Source organism: Pseudoxanthomonas sp. UTMC 1351 (assembly GCF_040948865.1).
Classification (GTDB): Bacteria; Pseudomonadota; Gammaproteobacteria; order Xanthomonadales; family Xanthomonadaceae; genus Pseudoxanthomonas_A.
The window spans coordinates 13,863-34,218 of the sequence record NZ_JAVGJT010000034.1 but is presented as its reverse complement, the minus strand read 5'-3'; the positions used below and the strand labels follow the sequence as shown (position 1 = coordinate 34,218).

At 62.2% G+C, this 20,356-nt stretch carries 12 protein-coding genes, 3 tRNA genes and 2 pseudogenes; 6 read left to right on the top strand and 11 right to left on the bottom strand.

Features of this window, described 5'->3' with window-relative positions; all coding sequences use genetic code 11:
* Nucleotides 1–1,881 (top strand): flagellar hook-associated protein FlgK, encoded by a 1,881-nt coding sequence (flgK, locus tag AB6O04_RS18725; protein WP_368565847.1) that lies wholly within the window; start codon nucleotides 1–3, stop codon nucleotides 1,879–1,881.
* Nucleotides 1,878–3,080, top strand: a complete 1,203-nt coding sequence (flgL, locus tag AB6O04_RS18720) for a flagellar hook-associated protein FlgL (RefSeq protein WP_368565845.1) — start codon at nucleotides 1,878–1,880, stop codon at nucleotides 3,078–3,080. The genes flgK and flgL overlap by 4 nt, the downstream gene beginning before the upstream one ends.
* A gap of 503 nt (nucleotides 3,081–3,583) precedes the next feature.
* On the opposite strand, the gene AB6O04_RS18715 is transcribed toward flgL, so the two are convergent.
* From AB6O04_RS18715 to AB6O04_RS18705, 3 genes and pseudogenes are all read right to left on the bottom strand, one after another.
* Nucleotides 3,584–4,708 (bottom strand): HDOD domain-containing protein, encoded by a 1,125-nt coding sequence (locus tag AB6O04_RS18715; protein WP_368565844.1) that lies wholly within the window; start codon nucleotides 4,706–4,708, stop codon nucleotides 3,584–3,586.
* A gap of 371 nt (nucleotides 4,709–5,079) precedes the next feature.
* A pseudogene (locus AB6O04_RS18710) lies at nucleotides 5,080–5,853 on the bottom strand (ribonuclease H-like domain-containing protein); the annotation flags it as partial.
* A gap of 101 nt (nucleotides 5,854–5,954) precedes the next feature.
* Nucleotides 5,955–8,375, bottom strand: a complete 2,421-nt coding sequence (locus AB6O04_RS18705) for a DEAD/DEAH box helicase (RefSeq protein ID WP_368565842.1) — start codon at nucleotides 8,373–8,375, stop codon at nucleotides 5,955–5,957.
* 306 nt (nucleotides 8,376–8,681) lie between these two features.
* On the opposite strand from AB6O04_RS18705, the gene AB6O04_RS18700 reads away from it, so the two are divergent.
* The 3 genes and pseudogenes from AB6O04_RS18700 to ligD all read left to right on the top strand — a co-directional run.
* On the top strand, nucleotides 8,682–9,053 hold the full coding sequence (locus tag AB6O04_RS18700; protein ID WP_368565840.1) for a hypothetical protein: 372 nt from the start codon (nucleotides 8,682–8,684) through the stop codon (nucleotides 9,051–9,053).
* An 18-nt stretch (nucleotides 9,054–9,071) separates the two neighbouring features.
* Nucleotides 9,072–9,971: a Ku protein gene (locus AB6O04_RS18695; protein WP_368565838.1), complete on the top strand. Its 900-nt coding sequence runs from the start codon at nucleotides 9,072–9,074 to the stop codon at nucleotides 9,969–9,971.
* A gap of 190 nt (nucleotides 9,972–10,161) precedes the next feature.
* Nucleotides 10,162–11,025 (top strand): annotated as a pseudogene (gene ligD / locus AB6O04_RS18690) (non-homologous end-joining DNA ligase); the annotation flags it as partial.
* 147 nt (nucleotides 11,026–11,172) lie between these two features.
* On the opposite strand, the gene AB6O04_RS18685 reads toward ligD, so the two are convergent.
* Together AB6O04_RS18685 and AB6O04_RS18680 are read right to left on the bottom strand one after the other, a co-directional pair.
* Nucleotides 11,173–12,309, bottom strand: coding sequence for a GGDEF domain-containing protein (locus AB6O04_RS18685; RefSeq protein WP_368565836.1), 1,137 nt, complete (start codon nucleotides 12,307–12,309; stop codon nucleotides 11,173–11,175).
* A 158-nt stretch (nucleotides 12,310–12,467) separates the two neighbouring features.
* Nucleotides 12,468–12,542 (bottom strand) — tRNA-Val (locus AB6O04_RS18680).
* A 21-nt stretch (nucleotides 12,543–12,563) separates the two neighbouring features.
* Here AB6O04_RS18680 and arsC point away from each other — a divergent pair.
* Nucleotides 12,564–12,956 (top strand): arsenate reductase (glutaredoxin), encoded by a 393-nt coding sequence (arsC, locus tag AB6O04_RS18675; RefSeq protein WP_368565834.1) that lies wholly within the window; start codon nucleotides 12,564–12,566, stop codon nucleotides 12,954–12,956.
* A gap of 539 nt (nucleotides 12,957–13,495) precedes the next feature.
* Here arsC and AB6O04_RS18670 read toward each other — a convergent pair.
* The 6 genes from AB6O04_RS18670 to AB6O04_RS18645 form a co-directional block, all read right to left on the bottom strand.
* Nucleotides 13,496–15,118, bottom strand: coding sequence for an FMN-binding glutamate synthase family protein (locus tag AB6O04_RS18670; RefSeq protein ID WP_368565832.1), 1,623 nt, complete (start codon nucleotides 15,116–15,118; stop codon nucleotides 13,496–13,498).
* Between the two features lie 245 nt (nucleotides 15,119–15,363).
* Nucleotides 15,364–15,450 (bottom strand) — tRNA-Leu (locus AB6O04_RS18665).
* 269 nt (nucleotides 15,451–15,719) lie between these two features.
* Nucleotides 15,720–15,793, bottom strand: a tRNA-Cys gene (locus AB6O04_RS18660).
* 278 nt (nucleotides 15,794–16,071) lie between these two features.
* Nucleotides 16,072–17,472 (bottom strand): sensor histidine kinase, encoded by a 1,401-nt coding sequence (locus AB6O04_RS18655; protein WP_368565831.1) that lies wholly within the window; start codon nucleotides 17,470–17,472, stop codon nucleotides 16,072–16,074.
* A 182-nt stretch (nucleotides 17,473–17,654) separates the two neighbouring features.
* Entirely contained in the window at nucleotides 17,655–19,235 is a 1,581-nt protein-coding gene (treF, locus tag AB6O04_RS18650) for an alpha,alpha-trehalase TreF (protein ID WP_368565830.1), read from the bottom strand.
* Nucleotides 19,216–20,013 (bottom strand): SDR family NAD(P)-dependent oxidoreductase, encoded by a 798-nt coding sequence (locus tag AB6O04_RS18645; RefSeq protein WP_368565828.1) that lies wholly within the window; start codon nucleotides 20,011–20,013, stop codon nucleotides 19,216–19,218. Before AB6O04_RS18645 ends, treF begins: the two co-directional genes overlap by 20 nt.
* Nucleotides 20,014–20,356: the final 343 nt, after the last annotated feature.

The window sequence follows — 20,356 nt, the reverse complement described above, 5'->3', positions numbered from 1 at the left end:
ATGTCGAATCTTCTCGCCACCGGTAGCAGCGCCCTCATCGCCTTCCAGCGAGCGCTTTCCACGGTCAGCCACAACGTAGCCAACGTCAACACCGAAGGCTATTCGCGCCAGCGCACGGAATTCGCCGCACGCGACGCTACTTTCTATGGCCATGGCTTCCAGGGTACCGGCGTCCAGATCGTCGACATCAAACGCATGGCCGATTCGCTGGCCACGGCGCGGCTGTTGGACAGCGGCGGCGAGCTCAGCCGCCTGCAACAGATGTCGGTGCTTTCCAGTCGCATGGACAGTTTGTTTTCCGAGAAAGCCACCGGCATCAGTGCGCCGTGGTCGGGCTTCTTCGATTCGGTCAGCGCGTTGTCTTCCAACGCGTCGTCGTCCGCCGATCGCCAGAGCATGCTGGCGCAGGCCAATGCCCTGGTGACCCGCTTCAATCAGATCGATAAGCATCTGGATGGTTTGAACGACGAGGTCAACAACGGTTTGGTCGCCGGCACCAGCGAAGTGAACCGCTTGGCCGTCGAAATCGCCCAGCTCAATGGCAAGATCGGTGGCAACGTCAATGCATCGGCGGACCTGCTGGACCGCCGCGATCAATTGATCAGCCAGCTGGTGGGTTATACCGGTGGCAATGCAGTGACGCAGGATGGCGGCCAGGTCAATGTCTTCACCGCAGGCGGGCAACCGCTGGTGGTTGGCGCCACGGCCAGCAAGCTGGTGACCGTCGCCGATCCCTACCGCCCGGAACGCTTGCAGGTAGCGCTGGAAACCAACGGCATGCGCACCCACCTGGACAATCGCGCCATGGGCGGGCAGATGGGCGGCCTGATGGAATTCCGCACCACCGTGCTGGATCCCGCCGTGGCCGAACTGGGCCGTATCGCCGTGTCACTGGCGGAAACCTTCAATGAAGGCCACGCCGCCGGTATGGATCTGTACGGCCAGATGGGCGGCGATTTCTTCAATCTGACGCCACCCCGGATCACGTCGCATTCCGGCAATGGCGGCAATGCCGTGTTGCAGACATCGCTGGGTGATCTGGGTGCGTTGAACGGGCAGAATGCGCTGCTGCGTTTCGATGGCGCGGCATGGAGTGCCACCCATCCGCAAACCGGCGCCGCGATTCCGCTCACCGGCACCGGCACCGCCGCCGATCCGCTGGTGGTGAACGGCGTGGAAGTCGTGCTGGCCTCCGGTGCGCCGGCGGCGAACGATCGTTTCCTGCTGCAACCCACCGCGGGCGCGGCCGGCACCCTATCGCTGGCCATCACCGATCCCAGCCGCATCGCCGCCGCCACGCCGATCAAGGGCAGCGTCGATCTGACCAACCTCGGCAGCGGCAAGCTCAGCGGACTGAAGGTCACCGACGCCAGCAACGCCAATCTGCTGACGCCGGTGAATATCGAATTCATCGACGCCACCCAATACACCGTCGACGGCACCGGCCCATTCGCCTACACCGCCGGGCAGACCATCAGCTACAACGGCTGGAGCCTGGCCGTGGACGGTGCACCCAGAGCCGGCGATACCTTCACCGTGTCGGCCAATGGCGCCAATTCCAGCGATAACGGCAACGCCAAGTTGCTGGCCAACCTGGACGATGCGCGCGCTTTGAACGGCGGCACGCTCACGCTCAATGGCGCCGTTGCTGGCCTGACCACCAGCGTGGGCTCGGCGGCACGCCAAGCCGACTATTCCGCTGAAGCGCAGCAGGTGATCCATGACCAGGCGCAAGCGGCGCGCGACAGTATTTCCGGCGTAAACCTGGATGAGGAAGCGGCCGACCTGATGCGCCTGCAACAGGCCTATCAAGCGGCCGCGCAGATCATCTCTACCGCCGACAGCTTGTTCCAATCCCTGCTCAACGCGGTGCGCCGATGACCTATCGAATTTCCACCGGCATGATGTACCAGCAATCGATCAGCTCGATGCTGGCCAAACAGGCGAAGCTGGCGCATACGCAGCAGCAGCTTTCCACCAGCCAACGGCTGATCACCGCCAAGGACGACCCGGTCGCCGCCGGTACCGCCGTTGGTCTGGATCGCGCGGTGGCCGAGCTGGAGCGCTTCGCGCAGAACGCCAACGCAGTGCAAAACCGACTAGGGCTGCAAGAAAACGCGCTGACGCAAGTCGGCGATGCGATGGCCCGCATCAACGAACTCGCCGTGCAAGCCAACAATGCCGCACTGGGCGATGACAGCCGCGCCGCCATCAGTACCGAACTGAAAGCAATCCACGCCGGCTTGCTGGACCTGGCCAATAGCACCGACGGCGCCGGACGTTATCTGTTCGGTGGCACCGACGACGGTGGCGCACCATTCGCCATCACCGGCGGCAGCGTGCTGTACAGCGGCAATCAGACCCAGCGCCAGGTCGAAGTGGCGCCGGACATGTTCGTTTCGGACACCATTCCCGGCAGCGAGATCTTCATGCGTCTGCGCACCGGCGATGGCCAGGTGGACGCGCATCCTGAGGCAGGCAACACCGGCACCGGATTGCTGATGGATTTCGGTGTGACCGATTCCAGCGCTTGGACCGGCGGCAACTACCGCATCGAATTCACCGCGACCAATGCCTACGAAATCCGCGACAGCAGCAATGCGGTGATCGCCACCGGCGCCTATACCAAGGGCGAAAGCATCGCCTTTGCCGGCGTGCAGATGAAGATCGACGGTAATCCGGCGGCGGGCGATGCGTTCGAGATCGGCCCTTCGGCCACCCGCGACGTCTTCGCCACCGTGCAGAACATGATCGCCACGCTGGAAAGCAATCCCACCACTCCCGCACAGCGCACGGCGATGCAGAACGGCTTGCAGACCGCCATGCGCGACGTTGCCACCGCGCAAGGCCGCATGATCGACGCCCGCGCCAGCGGCGGCGCCCAACTGTCAGCGATAGACACCGCCGCCGAACTGCGCGACGCCAACGCCGTGACCTACAAAGGCACCCTGTCCACCCTGCGCGACCTGGACTGGGCCGAAGCCATCGGCCGCTACAACATGGAAAACACCGCCCTGCAAGCCGCGCAAATGGTCTTCACCCAGATGCAGTCGCTGTCGCTGTTCAAGCTGATGGGGTGACGTAGATGCACCTTGTAGGAGCGACGGCTTTCAACAGCCGAATGGCTGGTCAAGTCGCGACGTTGATGTCTCCGGTCGCGGCTTGAACGTATCGCCAGTACCGAAGATCGACAACCCGCCAAAGAGTTCAATTGCTGTCCTTGTCCAAACCCCGCAGCAGGCCTGTCCACTGTGGGGATTTTTTTGCCTGTTTGGCGGGGAGCAAACAAAAACATCGTGCAGAAAGTATGCCGGCATCAACGTAGAGCGGAGCTTGCTCCGCTGCTGTTCGCACTATGCACGCGGATCGAAGAGCAGCCGAGCAAGCTCGGCTCTACGTCAGGTGCGGCTGAAATTCTTTGTATGAAGCAGCGGTTTTTAACAGCCGAATGGCGGGTCAAGTCGCGACCGGAAACATCAACGTCGCGACTCACCGGTGCCGGCATGCCGGCACCACTCCCACAAGTGAAGATTCCGAGTCAGGAATTCTCCATTCTCGGTTCCCTATTCCCCGTTCCCGGCTCCTAAGCCGCCGTTTCCTCGAACCGCTCGACCATCGATTCCGCCATCTGGCGCCACGACGGCAGCTGATGCAATACGCCCAGCGAGGACAGGTAAGCCTCGTCCACGGGTTCGTTGCTGGCCAGCGCGCCGGCCACGTGCACGGCGCCGGGTACCCAGAAGCTGCGCAGGCTGGAACGCTGCGGATGGCGGTGGAAGGCGACCGCTTCGACGATGGGCATCGGCAGGCCCCACAAGCCCAGCAGATACGCGCCGGCTTCGGTGTGACCAGGACGCTCGTTCTGATCGTCGGGCAAAAGTGGCTCGCGCTCGTCGCGTACGCCAGGCAGCAGCAGGCCGATGTTGGCCAGCAACGCCGCGGTGGCACCGAGGTCGGCGCTGGTCTTGGGCAGAATCTTGGCCGCCAGCCGCGAAGCGAACAGCGCCCGCTGCTGCAACATCGTACGGTCGACGGTGGAACTGGTCTTCATAGAGAAGACTTCGCTGGCCAACACCAGGTCACGCAACGTGCTCAAGCCCAGCCGTGTCACGGCGGCGCGCAGATCAGTGATACCGCGACCGTTGGAGAAGAACGCGGAATTGCTCAACTGCAGCACCTTCGCGGCGATGGCCGGATCACCGGCAACCACCTTGGCGATGTCGGTCGCCGTGCCCTCGTCCTCTTCCAGCGCACGCGTCAGCGCGAAATACAGATGCGGCGGCGATGGCAGATGCTCGACCCGGCCGATGGCACGGCGCAGGCGCGGACTGTCCAGCAGATCGCGCAGTTCTTCCAGGCTATGGATCGCTTCCAGCACCGTTTCCGATGACAGCGGCAGCGGCAGGAACCGGTGCGCGACGCCAATCAGCTTGATCGGGGGCGCCATGCTGCCATCGGAGGTTTCCAACAGCGCGATGCGGATGGTTTCGGGCCGAAGCGTGCGGATCTGGCCGAGCAGAGTCGGCGGCGGCAGGTCAGGCAGCGAAGGCCCGACAAGCACCACATCGACCGGCGCGACGGCGATAGCGAAAATCGCGGCGTTGCCATCGGCCACCACCTCGACTTTCCACTCGTCGCCCATGTCACCGATATAGTCGGCCAGGTCGGCAGGCAGGCAGGCGGTATCGCCAACGTACAGAATCCGCAAAGCAGTTCCCCTAAAGCGTTTGATCCAACCGGAGGTAAGCGTTTTCCCGAACGGTTTCACCCGCTCGAAAATCTACCAAGGATTTCGGCAAGCCCTGTTGCTTCTTTAGGGGCGCTTTCCGGGATTGAGCAGTGCTTCACATTCTGGTGGGTGGTGGGTGGGGAGAGTCCTGATGGCAAGGTCGTCGTTGGCGTTTTTCCCTTCTCCCCTGGGAGAAGGTGGCGCGCAGCGACGGATGAGGGAATGGAGTATCCGCTTGTAGCAAACTTGACCAGCGAGTCATTGCCATTCCCTCATCCGCCCCCGTATCAAGTACGGGGCAGGCTCTTCGGGCACCTTCTCCCGAGGGGAGAAGGAAACTAAGCCGCCGTTCAAGCGATAGCGGAAAGAACCAAGGGCGCCCCAATGTCCCCCGCTAACCGCTCACCGCCCACATCCACCACCGCCAAATGCTCCAACAACCTTGCCAACGTCACCACATCCTGGAAGTTGTGCGCCAGCACCCGCCGCAACAGGTCCGAAGAACCACCACGCAGATATTGCAGCCAGGCGCCAGGCGCTTCCGATCCCGGAAGATCGTCTTCGCGGACAATACCCAGTGCATTGCGTTCGATGGTGGCCAGCTTGCAGTTCTCCCAGACACCGCGGTAACGGCGTCGCGTGGGAAACAACAAATCGAGGTGCGCCAGATCGGACAAAGGATTGTATTTGCGTGCCAGCCGATAACGTGTGGCCAATAGCGGTGCGTCGTAACAGCGTCCGTTGTAGCTGACCAGGCGCGTATCCGGCCCCAGCCATTGCGAGAACGCCTCCAGCATCGCCGTCTCGGCCGCCAAGTGGGAAATAAGCAGTTGCCGTATCCGCAGACCGTCCGGTACGAAGTCGGAGGCGCCGATCATGAAAGCGCGCGTGCCGGTGCCGCCAGACAACCCGGTGGTTTCGGTGTCGAAGAACAGCATGCCTTCACTAGGGAACGCTTCGCTTCGCGCGAAGCCGCCATCGAACTGCGCCGGCACTGTGGCCCAAGGCAGGACGTGTTCCACCAGGCGCAGACCCGGTGAGAGCTCAACGCCTGGCAATTGCCGGTCGGATTCCGCAGCACGCACGGTCACCGTTCGCTGGCGCACACCCAACATCCGCCGCAGCATCGGCATCGTTTCCGACGCCGCCGGCACCTTGGGCTTGGCTGCCGCCACCGGCACGCCACTCTGCGTGCGCAAACGCTGCAATTTTTCGGCACTGACGCTCATGATGTTTCCAAGAATTCCAAGACGCGGGACGCAAGTTGCCGTGGCGTAACTTCGGCATCCTCGTCAGCGGCCAGCACCGGTCCCACGCAGGCCGGACAACCGGCCTGGCAATCGCAGGCGGCGACCAGTTCGCGTGCACGTTGCAGCAGTTCGCGCTGGCGATGCCACAACGGTTCGCTCAGTCCGATGCCGCCCGGGTAGTTGTCGTAAAGATAAACCGTGGGAACGAAGCGGTCGCCGGAAGCCGGCGAAAGCAGTTGGCTGCCTGCCCCGCGCAACTGCCCACGCCCCTGCCCGTCCGGCAGCGCCGACCAGGCGCCATCACTATCGCCGACCGCTTTCTGCAGGTCGCGCCCTTCCGCCATGACCGCCACCGTGGCGGCGATATGCAGCGCGTTAGCTGCGCCAAGAAAACCATCCAGCGCCTGCTGCCTCGATTCGAAGGCGCGCTCCAGTACCTCCGACGGCAGCTGCCACCACAGACTGGTGGTGTGCATTTCCTGGTCCGGCAGATTGACCGGCCCGTAGCCGATGTTCTCGTGGGTGTAGTAGCGGATTTTCTTGTAGCCAGCGACGCGCCGCACCAGATGCACTTCGCCGTGATGACAGGTGCCCTGCCCGGCGATGCAGCCGTCAAAGCGCTCCAGGACTTTCAGCTTGGTGTAGTCGATGGCATCGGTGTAGTAGTCGACTTGCGTACGCGTCACGTAAGCCTTGCGTCCTTCCCAGTCCAGCCGCTCCACTTGGTAGGGCATGGACTGGATCATGTGGATGGCGCCTTCGTACAAGGTCAGCGGCGCGGCACTGAAATCCACTTCGGCGATGATCGTCTGGCGACCATCGGTGCGGTCGACCACCACGAAATTGCCATCGGCCACCGAGCGCAGACTCACCGCATTGGCCGGATAACTGTCGGCGATCCACTCGTAGCGGTCGCCTTCGCGATGCACCACGCTGTCTTCGCTGAGCAATTCCAGGAACGGCGCCGGATCTACCGGCCCGAAGCGTTCGCCTATCAGGAACGGCAATTCGAAGGCCGCACAGCGAATGTGGTCCAACAGGATCATCGGCTGGTCGGCGGCGATGCGTGCATGCTCCGGCGGACTGTCGGCGAAGAATTCCGGGTGCCGCACCACGTACTGGTCCAACGGCTGCGAACTGGCGACCAGGATGCCCAGCGATGCCTGCTGGCGGCGCCCTGCCCGGCCGAAACGCTGCCACGTGGCGGAGATGGAACCGGGATAACCATTGAGCACCACCGCGTCCAGGCTGCCGATATCCACACCCAATTCCAGTGCTGAAGTCGACACGATCCCATCGACGCGTCCGTCGCGCATCGCGCGTTCCGCCTCACGGCGCTCCGTCGGCAGGTAGCCGCCGCGGTACGCACGGATGCGGGGCGGCTTGCGCGGGTCGTGGTCGAACACGTCCTTCAGGTACTTGGTCAGCACTTCCACCATGGTCCGCGATTGGGCGAACACCAATGTCTTCAGGCCTGCCTTGATCGCGAGCCGCGCGATGCGGTTGCTCTGCGAACGCGCCGACGCGCGCAGGCCCAGATCGGGATTGACCACAGGCGGATTCCACAGCAACACGTGCTTGTCGCCGGTAGGCGCGCCGGATTCGGCAATCGCCTCCACCTCGGCCTCGATCAACGCTTCAACATGCGCCTTGGGATTGCCGATGGTGGCCGAGCACAAAATGAACTGCGGATCGGCGCCGTAGAACGCGCACACCCGTTTCAACCGGCGCAGCACATTGGCCACATGCGAGCCGAACACGCCACGATAGGTGTGCACCTCGTCGATCACTACAAAGCGGAGGTTCTCGAAAAACTGCGCCCACTTGGTGTGATGCGGCAGGATGGCCTGGTGCAGCATGTCCGGATTGCTGACCACGATGTCGCCATGCAAACGGATCGCCTGGCGCGCATCGCCTGGCGTATCGCCATCGAAGGTGAACGCCTTGACGCCAAGATCGCCTGCCGCATTCAGCTCCAGCAGTTCGCTGACCTGGTCCTGCGCCAGCGCCTTGGTGGGGAACAGGTACAGCGCCTTGGCCTGGCGGGTGATCGCCGCCGATACCACCGGCAGCGTGTAGCAAAGCGATTTGCCGGAAGCGGTCGGCGTGACCACAGCCAGGTGTTTGCCCGCCTGCGCATGCGCCCAGGCCTCGGCCTGGTGCGAATACAGGCGTTCGATGCCGCGTGCGCGCAACGCCGTCGCCAGCGACGCTGGCAGGTCAGCCGGAAGTTCGGCATAGCGCCCTTCCCGTCCGGGAATCATGAAGCGGCCGGTGATGCGGTCGTGGTACTTGGACGCCAGGCGGTCGCTCAAACCCTTGCCATCGCCACTTCGCGCCGGCAGCAGCGAAGATTCAGATTCGAGCTTTCTCAACAAACCGGTTTGGCTGGCCATGCCTGCATTCCATGAAGGAGCGCTATCTCAACCGTTACCTGTCGCAACTGGTGAGACTGGCGGATTCTGGCGCACGGTCTTTTTCCACAGCGTAATTGAGTGCCGCGGGTCCGCTGGCGCGTTCATATCCGTTTCGATCCGCTGCGCCACACGCGGCGCCGTGAAAGCGTCTGCTCGCTGAATGACTATTCACCAATGCAGGCAAGTGAGTGTTGCGTATACGGTCCCGTCACGGGCTGGTAACGGCCCGGCGGATAACTAACACGTTACTGATTCGGACCCCCACCTTGCCGAGCCGGAGAACGCATGGACAGGATCAAATATCGCGACCAGTTGGAATCGCTGAAGAAAACGCGCGGCAGGATCGCACAATGCGTTGCCTTCCGGGACACCGACCAAGCTTCCGATTTCGAAGCCTTCAGCGCCGCCGACTACGGACGGCGTGTCCGCCTTCACCCTGAAGTGGCGTGGGATGACGCCTGCTCGGCTTACGCGCTGGCACTGGCAAGTTACGAAGCGCATGACGGTACGCTGGATCTGTCGACCGAATACGAACTGGAAGCGCAGTGGGAAACGATCCGCGGCCCGTCGGAGGTCAGTTGGCCGGTGGTGCGCACCATGGTGAGAGAGGCTTGGCGCTGGCTGGACGATCACCGCCCTGCGCCGACCCAGCACTGACGGCTCTCACCGACCCTCATGGCGCGTCCGATCTGGACAGGCACGTTATCGTTTGGGCTGCTGAACGTCCCCGTTTCGCTGATGTCCGGCGAGCGCAAGGTGGACCTGCATTTCCGGATGCTCGATTCGCGCGACAAGAAGCCCGTCCGCTTCGAACGTGTCAACGCGGAGACCGGCGAGGAAGTACCTTGGAAAGATATCGTCAAGGCCTACGAATACGACAAGGGCAACTATGTCGTGGTCGAGGAAGAAGATTTCCGCGCGGCGGCGCCTGAAAGCCGCGAAAGCGTCGAGATCGAAACCTTCGTGGAAGCCAGCGATATCGACCCGCGCTACTTCGAAAAACCCTACATCCTGGTGCCGGGCAAGAAAGCCGAGAAAGGCTACGTACTGCTGCGGGAAACCCTGGAAAGCACCGGCAAGATCGGTATTGCCCGCGTAGTGATCCGCACCCGGCAATATCTGTCCGCGGTAATGCCGCTGGAAGACGCCTTGGTGCTGATCCTGTTGCGCTATCCGCAGGAGCTGGTCGACCCCGCCGAACATCACCTTCCTTCTGGTGCCGCGAGCACTTACCGCATCAGCGCCAAGGAAATCGAAATGGCCAAGCAGCTGATCTCGTCGATGGCGGGCGAATGGAAACCCGACGACTATCAGGACGAATACCGCCAGCGCCTGCACGAGATCATCAAGAAGCGCGTGAAGTCCAAAGGCAAGGTGGCCAAGTTCGACGACACCGAAGAGGCGCCGAAGGACGCCACTACCAACGTGGTGGATTTCATGGCCTTGTTGGAAAAGAGCCTGGCCAGCAACAAGCGCACGCCCGCCAAGAAAACTCGTAAGACAACCAAAGCCACCAAGGCAAAGTCAGCCAAGAAGACCAAGACCACCAAAGCGGCGAAGAAGAAAGCGGGTTGAAATGGCCGGCCGTCGCCGGCGCCAAGACTTGGCGATGTCGTCGGCGCTGTTGTAGGAGCGGCGTCCCGCCGCGAGCTCTTCCGCTTCTATCGCGATCTGACGGGAAGAGCTTGCGGCGGGACGCCGCTCCTACATTGAGATACACCATCGAGATCCATCGGCACCACACGGAAACCATCCGATGAAAAAATCGGCCAAAGATACGGTGACGCTGACCAGCCCCGACCGCGTCGTCTATCCCAACAGCGGCATCACCAAAGCCGACGTCGCCGACTACTACCGATCCGTCGCCAAATGGATACTCCCGGAGCTGATCCGTCGGCCGTTGTCCCTGGTGCGCTGCCCTGACGGCGCAGAGGGCGAATGTTTTTTCCAGAAACACCACACCGACGCCCTGGGCGCGAGCGTCGAAGCGATCCCGCTGCAGCAGAAAAGCGGCAAGGAGGATTATCTCTATATCGAAGATCTGTCAGGGCTACTGGCGCTGGTACAGATGAATACGCTGGAGTTCCATCCTTGGGGTGCCACCATCCAAGCGCCGGAACGGCCGGACCGGCTGGTGTTCGATCTCGATCCAGGCGAAGGCGTGGATTGGGCAAAGGTCAAAGCCGCCGCGCGCGAAGTGCGCAAGCGCCTGCAGCAAGCCGGTCTGGAAAGTTTCGTACGGCTCTCCGGCGGCAAGGGCCTGCATGTGGTGGCGCCCATCAAACCTGGGCCGTCGTGGGAACAAGCCAAGGATTTCTGCGAATCAATCGCGAAAGGCTTGGCACAGGACCAGCCGCAACGTTACTTGGCCACGGCGAGCAAGGCCGAGCGCGAAGGCCGCATCTTCATTGACTGGCTGCGCAACACACGCGGCGCCACCAGTGTCTGCAGCTGGTCGCTACGCGCCCGCCCGGATGCCACCGTCGCAATGCCGATCCGCTGGGAAGACCTGAGCAAGATCGCATCCCCCGGCGCCTTCACCCTGCCCGTGGCTAAAGCACGGGCAGCACGATTGCGAAGTGACCCTTGGGGAGATATCGGCAAGCTCAAGCAGAGCTTGCCGGGTTGAGAGCTTCAGGTCCCGCAATAACTCCTTGTGGGAGCGACGTGAGTCGCGACGCTCTTCGTACTACCAACTGCTACGGTCGCGACTCACCGGTGCCGGCATGCCGGCACCACTTCCACAGTTAGGAATACTGGAACGGCTCTCCGCCCTTCAACCGCGCACCACCAACCGATCCCTACCCGCATCCTTGGCTTCATACAACGCCTCATCGGCACGGCGCATCTGCGCGCGCAGGCTGTCGCCAGGCTGGCGATAGCTGATACCGGCGCAGACGGTGGTACGGATGTCGCCGTAGCCCTTGGAGAATTCGGCGCGGACGCGTTCGGCGAACGACTGCGCCGATGCCGCGTTTTCGCCCGTCATCAATACCGCGAACTCCTCGCCTCCGATCCGGGCGGCGTAATCGCCTTCCGCCAGTCGCGCCTTCAGTATTCCGCCCAGCCGCTGCAACACGGCGTCGCCGCCTTCATGCCCATGCTGGTCGTTGATGCGCTTGAAGTTATCGATATCGAAGAACACGATGGCGGTCGGGCGGTCTTCCACCGCTTCGTACGCATTTGCTGCCCGGTCGTTCCAACCGGAGCGATTCGCCAGGCCGGTCAGCCCATCGGTGTAGGCCTGCTGCATCAGGCGCCGGCGCATGCGCCAGACCGATACCGCAAAATCGGTTCTGTACCCCGCCAGCACCACGCCAAATCCGACCGTGGTGAAGATGTATAGCCAGTACAGCGCGCTACCAGCCCCCGGAACCCCGTAGACGGCAATCCGCAGATACGCCAGTACCAATACCAGCACCGCCATCGCGGTGATCGACATCGGCCTGACCATCAACGCCATCAGTGCCAGTGGCAATAATTGGAACAATCCGGCACGCAGCGCCAATTGACCGGTTTCGCCGGGCAGCGGCATGCTCATGAACACGCCGATCAACAGCGTGGCTGTCAACGCCAACGTCAGGCGCAGTCTCCAATCCGTCAAACGCATGACGGCAAATGCGCATCCGGCCGACGTCGCCGCCGCCAATTGCACCAGCCACCAGGGATAGCCGGAACTGGGCGCGACGCCCGTCATTTCGAAGAAACCAGTCAACGCCAGCAGCAGCGCGCCGCAAAACAGCACGCCGCTGATCACAGGGCGCGTGGCTTTTACCTGGGCCTCGGTCAGATCGGCCCGCTCCTCGTCATCCAGCTCACGTGTGGAGCGGCGGGAAAGCAGACGACGGAAATTAGGAGCCGAAGCTCGGATCTGGACCGATGGCGTGGCAACCGGAATGGCGTGACTGTTCATACAGGTTTCCTCCCAAGAGACCTGTCGGAACAGAGGCAAGTTGTGTGCCAAATCTGCCTCTTCGCCTCTTTTGAGCGACACCCTGGCATGCGGATCGCCCGCTTCCGCTGCTCCTCAAAAAGCAAAAGGCCCGGACAAGCCGGGCCTTTTGGTGCAACTGGTGGGCGGTACAAGTTTCGAACTTGTGACCCCTGCCGTGTGAAAGCAGTGCTCTACCGCTGAGCTAACCGCCCGAAGTCGGGGCGCAAATGGTAATGGGAGGGACGATTCTGGTCAAACAGATTAATCTTGTGCCCGTGGACGGCACTTTGCTTTACCACAACCCCTGCCGCTCAAAATCCCGCGGCGCCTTGCAACTACTGGCTGAAAGCGGCATCGAGCGTACCGTGGTGCCTTATTTGGATCGGCCACTGCATGCTGACCAGCTCCGCGCCCTGCTCCAGCAACTCGACCTTTGCGCTCACGACCTCCTCCGCCCCGGCGAGCCCGAATACGCCGAACTGGGGTTGGCCGACCCGGCCCACAGCGAGGACCAGCTGATCGCCGCCCTGGTCGAACACCCACGCCTGATGGAACGCGCGATTTTCGTCCACGGCGGACGCGCAGTCATCGGCCGGCCGCCAGAGCGGGTGTTGGAATTGCAGTAGCCGGACGTTCGGCCGCCCGCCTCGTAGAGCCGAGCTGCGCCCCGCGACAGCACCGAGTCAATACCAATGAGGTCGTCGCAACGGGGCGTGATAGCGAATAGCCGCTTGGTGGCGGCTCTCGTAGAGCCGAGCTCGCTCGGCTGCTCTTCGATCCGCCCCGGCCAACGTGTGCCGGCCAGCAAGAGCAGCGGAGCAAGCTCCGCTCTACATGAAAGCCTGCTCCTTCCCCGAAAAGGGCGCTCCTCGTAGAGCCAAGCTACGCCCCGCGAGAGCACCGAGTCAGTAGCAATGAGGCCGTCGCAACGGCGGACGATAGCGAATAGCCGCTTCCGCTTCTGGTAGAGCCGAGCTCGCTCGGCTGCTTTTCTATCCGCGTCCGGTCAATGTGTGCCGCCCAAGGAATTTCCCTAAGAAGCGGGTTTAAGGCCATTCGCCATCACGTGCCGTTGCGCCGGCGTCATTAGCGATCGGTACGGCAAGACCGCGGGGCGCAGCTCCGCTCTACGTCCGTCCGAGAATCAATCCAAGCGCCGCCTCGCCTACCGATCCTTGGAACCGCACAGCGCGCTGACCTTGGCCGGCGCGGCGAACGCATCGCTGCGGGCGTCGGCCCAGAAATCGCGGAATACCGCATGTTCCGGCACCCCATCGATCAGCTCGCCGGGTTCCAGGAAACGGTACAGCGCCGCCAGCGACCGCACTTCGATAGGCGAGACCCGGCGCAGGATGTGCTCCGGCCCCAGTTGCTGCGGATGGCTCAGCCCCGCGGCACATAACATGTCACGCAACGCCTTCAATGTGTTGGCATGGAACTGCTGTACACGGACCTCCTTGTCCCCGACATCCAGATGCTTCCAGCGCTGTGGATTTTGCGTGGCCACACCGGTGGGACAGCGGTCGTTGTGGCAGCTCTGCGCCTGAATGCAACCCAGTGCGAACATGAAACCGCGCGCCGCATTGCACCAGTCCGCCCCCATCGCCATGGTCCTAGCAATGTCGAACGCGCTGGTGATCTTGCCCGCCGCGCCAATGCGGATGCGGTCACGCAAGTTCAGACCCACCAGCGTGTTGTGGACCAGCAACAAGGCTTCATGCATCGGCACCCCGATGTGATCGATAAACTCCGCCGGCGCCGCGCCGGTGCCGCCTTCGGCTCCATCAACCACGATGAAATCCGGCAGCAGTCCGGTTTCCCGCATCGCCTTGGCGATACCGAACCATTCCCACGGGTGCCCGATCGCCAGCTTGAAACCGGTCGGTTTACCGCCGGACAACTCACGCAAACGCGCGACGAACTGCAGCAGCCCGACGGGCGTGGAAAACTCCGCATGCTGGGCCGGCGACACGCAGTCGTGCCCCATCGGCACACCGCGGGTCGCCGCGATCTCGGGACTGACTTTGGCCGCCGGCAGTACGCCGCCGTGGCCGGGCTTGGCGCCTTGCGACAGCTTCAGCTCGATCATCTTCACCTGCGGCGAGCGCGCATTTTCGGCGAAGCGCTCTTCGCTGAAGTGGCCTTGTTCGTCGCGGCATCCGAAATAACCCGATCCGATCTCCCAGACCAGATCGCCGCCTTTTTCACGGTGATATGCGGAGATCGAACCCTCGCCAGTGTCGTGATAAAAGCCGCCTCGTTGCGCGCCGCCATTCAACGCGCGAATCGCATTGGCCGATAACGAACCAAAACTCATCGCCGAAATATTGAACACGCTCGCCGAATACGGCTGCGCACTGCCCGCGCCAATCACGATGCGGAAATCGTGCGAATCGATCGACGCCGGCGCCATCGAATGGTTGATCCACTCGTAGTCCACGCCATAGACGTCCTGCTGGCTGCCGAACGGCACCACATCCATCACACCCTTGGCGCGCTGATAAACCAGTGAACGTTGCTGGCGAGAAAATGGCACCTCGGCCGTATCGCCCTCTATGAAGTACTGGCGTATCTCCGGCCCCACCGACTCCAGGCCGTAGCGGAAATGCGCCAGCATCGGATAATTGCGCCGCAACGTACTGCGCCTTTGCAACAGATCCCAGGTGCCCAGCAGCGCCAGCAACCCGAACACCGCCGCCGCCCAACCCCAAAGCGACCAGCGAACCGACAACGCCAGCGAAAGCAGGGTCAACACGATGCTCAATGCGTAAGGAAGATAGCGTCCCATCGGAAATCCGTAGCCAAAGGAGGGCTGACCCACGAGGCATTCCCAAACGTTTACGCGTTCGAAATACCGGCAATTTGGGCGATTCTACGTGACAGCCGCCGGAGTGGCGGCGCCGGGCCAGGCTGGTCGAGTGGATTGGTGGAGAGTTGGATCGATCATTGTGGGAGCGACGTGAGTCGCGACGTTGATGTTTCCAGTCGCGACTCACGTCGCTCCCACAGTGGCGCGGATTCGCAAATAGAAGCTGGTGCCCGGAGCCGGAATCGAACCGGCATGGCCTCGCGGCCGGCGGATTTTAAGTCCGATGCGTCTACCAATTTCGCCATCCGGGCATGGGGATAGCCTGCCTCAGCGACGCCAGAATGGAAAGCCGAGGCGTAGAACCTGTTCACGATCCTGCTGCGCTTGGCATGCGGCCCGCGTGCGGTGCTCGCAATGCTCACGTATCCCAATACGCTGCGCTTGCTCCGCTCCACCACGAGCCGCCTGCCTTCGCTCGCGACGGATCGGGAACAGGTTCTTGCCGTCCGGCAGGACGGGACAATAAACAAAAAACCGGCCATAAATGGCCGGCTTGGTGCCGAAATTCCGGCGAAAAATCTGGAGGCCTGGGTCGGAATTGAACCGGCGTACGCGGATTTGCAGTCCGCTGCATGACCACTCTGCCACCAGGCCGGTGACGTGCGCCAGACTGGCGCAATCAAGGCGCTATTTCAAGCGCCCTGCAAAACAAAACCCCGCGTGCGGGGCCTGGTTTGCTCTCCCTTCGAATCGCCTGCACCGGATGTGCGGACTTCATCTTTGGGCGGATACCGGCTGGAAGGACCTCCGGCTCCGTTATCTCTTGATCGCCAAATTTCCCTTGCGATCAAGACGTTGGATTATGAACTAAGCGGGCAGCGCCTGGCAACACCTGCTCAAACGGATGGCCCTATCCAGCTTGGTCGGCACGACTATCCGTGAATATCCGCGACAGACGGCAGATGAATGAAAAATTCAGCGCCGTTGCCAGGCGAACTCTCCACCTCAATGCTGCCCTCCGAATTGAGGATCAAGTCGTGAATCACCGCCAAACCAAGCCCGGTGCCCTGCCCGCGCGGCTTGGTAGTGAAGAACGGCTCGAAAATGTGTGCACGCGTCTCAGCATCCATCCCACAGCCGGTATCACGAAGTTCGATAGCCACGCGGGCCGGTTGGCTCAATGCTCGTACGGCCACATGGAAACTTCCGCCGTCAGGCATCGCGTAGTTAGCATTGGCCGCGATATTGAGGATCATCAGTTCGAACTGCGCCCGATCGAAATGGATAAGCGCGGATTGCTCTGGCAGATCGAAGACGATCTCCACAGACGGATCGAACAGCTGACGCAGTGGTCCTTGCATCTCGCGCAGCGCCGCACTGACGTCGAAAACCTCAGGCTGCGCCACGTCGCGACGACTGAAGCTGAGCAGCTTCTGGCTGACCGCCGTCGCTCGGCGCGCTGCGGATTCCACACCGATCAACGCCTTCTGCTTTTCTTCTTCGTCAGGTGCGCGTTGACCACGTTGGGCATAGCCTAGAACCAGGCCCAGCAGGTGATTGAAGTCATGCGCCACGCCACCCGCCAGGCGCCCTACCGCCTCGACCTTCTGCGAGTGGATCAACTGATGCTGCACGCGTTCGCGTTCGGCGATCTCGGCCTGCAATCGTTGGTTGGCACGCGCCAACTGATCGCCGCGTTTGGTCGCTTCACTCAGGCTTTCGCGTAGTGCCGCCGCACTGCGATCCACCACCACCGCAATGAACAGGAAAATGATCGCGCTGATCGCCACATCGCCAGTGATGTTGGCGGTAGAAGTGGCTGCCGCGATCTTCGCCTCGACATCCCGCCAAGCGCCGACGGCGAAGGTCAGTACCGTCCACCCGTACATCAGCCACAGCGCGCGCCGACCGATCATCAGCCCGGAGATAACCAGCCAGATCATCTGGATGGGCTGCTCGAAACGGTTCGCATCGAAGCCGTTGCCGACATACGAGAGCATCATGACTAAGGCCACGAGCGCCATGAATTGGCGGACCGCCCACTGGAATCGGCCACGCCGGATCAGGACGACGCTGAAAATAGCCAGGGCGCTCAACAGCAAGCTCAGCATCAGGCTGAACGTCTCGCCGGGGCGCCAAGGCGCCGGAGCCACGAAGATCCGATAGGCCCATGCCAGTGGTGGCAGTGAGCCGAGCATCAGGAGCACCAGTTGCAACATCGGCGCGTTGCGCCTGTCGACCGGATCCTTGACAGGCACGCGCGACAACCACCCCCTGATGCCGCGCCAGCCTGATGGCGCTGAGAGGCGAAAAGCGGAAGGACGTTCGATCATTGTTTCCCTTGATAGCGAGCTGGTCAGCGCTGGCGTTTTTCAAAGTCACACTATAGCTATGTGGCGCCGAAACCTGCCAACACATTGGCGCACGGCTCAGCGAGCAAGGTTGGGGGCGGCAAGTTTTCGCCGAAAGTTCGCGAAACCGTCAATGGAGGAAGGCCCCATCCGCCAGGGCGCACTCAGGTGAAGGCATCGTCGTGCAGCAGGCGGCACGTCACCCCATTGGTCCATCCAAACCCGTCCTGCAAGGGATACTCGCCGCCACCGCCACCGTGCGCACCTTCCGGCGCCAGTTGCAGCACATATTTCTCCACCAGCTTGTGCTCGCGTTGGTAAAGGCTGCGGACGGTGGTCAGCCAGCGGCGGCCAATCTCGCGCGATATCTCGGTCTCCCCGTAGTCGGCCAGTCCCTTGACCGCCATCCACTGCAACGGCGCCCAGCCATTGGGCTGGTCCCACTGTTCTCCACTGAAGCGTTCGCTGGTGCCAATGCCGCCATCTTCCAGCAACCGCGCGCGCGCTATCTCGGCCACCCGCCGGGCTTGTGATTGGCCCGCCAACCCGACGAACAGCGGCGTGAGAGTAGCGGCGTACAAGCGTTTGCGCGGACGGCCGTGCTGGCAGTCGTAGTCGAAATAGGCGCCAGCGGTTTCGCTCCACAGCCAGCGATCGATCGCCTGCCGCCTGGCCGCGGCGCGTCGATCGAACTCGTCCGCCGATACTTCGTCGCCGCAAGCCGCCGCAAGTTGCGCGATCTGCGCTTCCAATTTGTGCAGAAAGCTATTGAGGTCCACCGGCAGAATCGCCGTAGTCCGGATCGTTTCCAGCCCCGCACCGTCATCGCACCAACGGGAACTGAAATCCCAGCCGGAAGCTGCGCCGGCACGTAGCTCCCGATAGACCCCGTGCACGGGCCGGGAACCTTTGACCGCAGTGCTGACGTCCTCGATGTACGACTCCTCGCGAGGTGTGTCGCGGTCATCCCAGTATCGGTTGAGCAACGCGCCGTCTTCCATGCGTACGCAGTGGCGGTGCGCTTCGTTGGGTCTTAGCTCGTCGGCGCCCTCCATCCAGTACGCATATTCCTTGCGCAGCCTGGGCAGGTATCGCACGGCCTGGCAGATGCCATGTGTTTCGAACAGCTCCGTCATCAAAGCGAACACCGGCGGTTGCGACCGGCTGAGGTAATAACTTCGATTGCCATTGGGAACATGGCCGTAGGTGTCGATCAGGTAAGCAAAGTTGTCGGCCATCGAACGCATGAGGTCCAGGCGACGGCTGTCGGCCAGGCCGAGCATGGTGAAGTACGAATCCCAGTAGTACATCTCGCCGAAGCGGCCACCCGGCACCACGTAGGGATTGGGGAGCGGCAGCAGCGAGGAACGCACGGGATGTTCGCGTGGCTGGCGGGTCAGCACGCCCCATAGATAATCGATGTGCTCGGCCAGGGTACGGTCCGGATCGGACACGTAGCGGCTCTTGGGCGGTTGTTCGGGCCGGAAATGCGCATGCACGAATTCCGCGAGATTGAAATCCGGCGCGGCTTTTTGCGCGCGATAGGTTTCCAGGATGTCTTCCGGGTCTCCCAACGGCGCGCAGTCCACGAAGATCTTGCTGTCGGCAAATATCCGGCCGGCCTGCACGGCCACAAATAATTCCTGATATCGGTCGGCGGGCGTCAGCGTGTCCGCCTGCGCTACCTCAGCTACCTTCGCGGCGTTGAGCTCAGCGTCTTCGCGGTCAACCCGTTTGCTGCTCATCGGTCCGGACGCGCTTTTCGGTGTAGTCCCACAACAATCCGCCATCGACATATACGGTGCTGCCCGTGATGTAGTCGGCGTCGGAAGAAGCCAGGAAAACGACCGCGCCGGCAACATCGCGCGGAGTTCCCAGGCGCTTGAGCGGGATATTCGCCAGCAGCGGCTCCAACAACGCCGGATCATCGAGTATGGGCGCGTTGATCGGCGTGCGGATCGCACCGGGAGCGACGTTGTTCACCGTGATGCCCATCGGCGCCAACTCCACCGCGAGATTGCGCATCAGCATCATCATGCCGCCCTTGCTGGCGCTGTAGCTGGTGAAATTCGGGAACGGCAGCTGCTCATGCACCGAACTGATGTTGATGATGCGGCCGCCTGGACCCGCTTCGCGCCGATGACGGACGAACGCCTGCGCCGTGAAGAAAGCGCCCTTGAGGTTGACGTCCAATACGCGGTCGTAGTCCGCCTCGGCCACGTCCGCAAACGGCGCGCAAAGTTCGATGCCGGCGTTGTTGACCAGGACATCGATATGCCCCATCCGGCTTGCCCCTTCGGCAACCAGCCTGCGTACCGCATCGACGCTGGCGACATCCGCCGCCAACACGCAGCCCTCCCCGCCCGCTTCCTCCACCATTGCCAATGTGTGGCGCGAATCCGCGTCATCGAGCAGATCGGCGATGATCACCCGAGCGCCTTCTTGTGCGCTTCGCAGCGCTATTCCGCGGCCAATACCCTGACCGGCGCCGGTAACCAGCACTACTTTGTCCTTGAGCCGCATGTTGGCTCCCACGGTTGAGCGTTGCCGCGATGCTATGGGTCGTGACGTAAACAAGGCGCGAATCGAGCGAAAGCAGGATGGGTTGAGCGTAGCGACACCCATCGCTTTTGTTAGGTATCCGAGCGATGGGTGTCGCTACGCTCGACCCATCCTGCGGTTCCTGTTTTTGTGTAGGAGCGCGAGCCCTTCCTTCATCGCTTCACCCAGAGCAAAGCTCGCGCCGGGACGGCGCCCCTACAAGGAACCGAAGATGCTGAAGCACTGGGCTTGCTTGGATTCCGGCAAAAATCCACAGGCATGAAAAAAGGGACCGAAGTCCCTTGTTTTCAACGACCCACAAGTT

Bases quoted from the DNA above. Each gene is read 5' to 3' on its own strand.
- flgK (WP_368565847.1), top strand. From the start codon at position 1: ATGTCGAATCTTCTCGCCACCGGTAGCAGCGCCCTCATCGCCTTCCAG.
- flgL (WP_368565845.1), top strand. From the start codon at position 1,878: ATGACCTATCGAATTTCCACCGGCATGATGTACCAGCAATCGATCAGC.
- AB6O04_RS18705 (WP_368565842.1), bottom strand. From the start codon at position 8,375: ATGGCCAGCCAAACCGGTTTGTTGAGAAAGCTCGAATCTGAATCTTCG.
- AB6O04_RS18700 (WP_368565840.1), top strand. From the start codon at position 8,682: ATGGACAGGATCAAATATCGCGACCAGTTGGAATCGCTGAAGAAAACG.
- AB6O04_RS18695 (WP_368565838.1), top strand. From the start codon at position 9,072: ATGGCGCGTCCGATCTGGACAGGCACGTTATCGTTTGGGCTGCTGAAC.
- AB6O04_RS18685 (WP_368565836.1), bottom strand. From the start codon at position 12,309: ATGAACAGTCACGCCATTCCGGTTGCCACGCCATCGGTCCAGATCCGA.
- arsC (WP_368565834.1), top strand. From the start codon at position 12,564: ATGGGAGGGACGATTCTGGTCAAACAGATTAATCTTGTGCCCGTGGAC.
- AB6O04_RS18670 (WP_368565832.1), bottom strand. From the start codon at position 15,118: ATGGGACGCTATCTTCCTTACGCATTGAGCATCGTGTTGACCCTGCTT.
- AB6O04_RS18655 (WP_368565831.1), bottom strand. From the start codon at position 17,472: ATGATCGAACGTCCTTCCGCTTTTCGCCTCTCAGCGCCATCAGGCTGG.
- treF (WP_368565830.1), bottom strand. From the start codon at position 19,235: ATGAGCAGCAAACGGGTTGACCGCGAAGACGCTGAGCTCAACGCCGCG.
- AB6O04_RS18645 (WP_368565828.1), bottom strand. From the start codon at position 20,013: ATGCGGCTCAAGGACAAAGTAGTGCTGGTTACCGGCGCCGGTCAGGGT.